Below are 1121 nucleotides of genomic sequence, written 5' to 3'. Positions count from 1 at the left end.
GCCTCGACCGGAGCCGAGTTCGGCTTGACCGTGATGACCGGGGTCCCCTTGGAGACACGGGACCTGGTGGTGAACGACGCGGCGAACGCGGACTGCGTGGCGACCGGGCCCTGCTCACCGGCCTCCAGGTCGACGGCGTCGGTGATGATGCCCGACCCGATCCGGACCGCGAGACGGGCCGCGATCTCCTTGCCCTCCGCGGAGGACGGGACCAGCACCGCGACCGGGGAGACCGCGTCATGGGCGGCCTGCAGCGCGTCGACCTTCGGCACGACGAGGTAGTCGGCGAACTCCGGCGCATCAGCGGTCAGGACCCTCACCGCACCGTGCTCGGCCAGCACCCCGGCGGTACCGGCAGCGCCACTGCCGAGAGCGACCGCGACCGGCTCACCGATACGACGGGCCAGCGTCAACAGCTCCAGGGTGGGCTTGCGGACGGAACCGTCCACGTGATCGACATAGACGAGAACTTCAGCCATGGGACTTCAATCTCCTGCGAGTTGCGAAGAAACTACGGGGGCAAGGGGACAAGCAGAGAGTCAGATGAACTTCTGACCCGCAAGGAACTCGGCCAGCTGCCTGCCGCCCTCGCCCTCGTCCTTGACGATCGTGCCCGCCGTACGGGCCGGACGCTCCGCCGCCGAATCCACCACGGTCCAGGCACCCGCCAGACCCACCTCGTCCGCCTCGATCCCCAGATCCCCCAGATCCAGCGACTGAACCGGCTTCTTCTTCGCCGCCATGATCCCCTTGAACGACGGGTAACGCGCCTCACCCGACTGGTCCGTCACCGACACCACCGCCGGCAACGACGCCTCCAGCCGCTCCGAGGCCGTGTCACCGTCCCGGCGGCCCGTCACCGTGCCGCCCTCGACCCCGACCTCGGACAACAGCGTGACCTGCGGGACACCCAGACGCTCCGCCAGCACCGCCGGCAGCACACCCATCACACCGTCCGTCGACGCCATACCGCAGATCACCAGGTCGTAACCGGTCTTCTCGACCGCCTTCGCCAGCACCAGCGACGTACCCATCACATCACTGCCGTGCAGATCATCGTCCTCGACATGAACGGCCTTGTCCGCACCCATCGACAACGCCTTGCGCAACGCGTCCTTGGC

2 protein-coding genes are annotated in these 1121 nt (G+C 68.2%); both read right to left on the bottom strand.

The window, feature by feature from the left end; translation table 11 throughout:
• A partial coding sequence (locus ACH4EW_RS32470) for an electron transfer flavoprotein subunit alpha/FixB family protein (protein ID WP_398263163.1) occupies positions 1 to 479 on the bottom strand: 479 nt, incomplete at its 3' end.
• 60 nt (positions 480 to 539) lie between these two features.
• Positions 540 to 1121: electron transfer flavoprotein subunit beta/FixA family protein (locus ACH4EW_RS32465; RefSeq protein WP_398263161.1), on the bottom strand; the 582-nt coding region annotated here is incomplete at its 5' end.

It is taken from the genome of Streptomyces sp. NPDC018000, from assembly GCF_044328025.1.
Lineage (GTDB): Bacteria > Actinomycetota > Actinomycetes > Streptomycetales > Streptomycetaceae > Streptomyces.
Note: the sequence above shows the minus strand (reverse complement) of the source record. Positions and strands in the feature narration are given on the sequence as shown.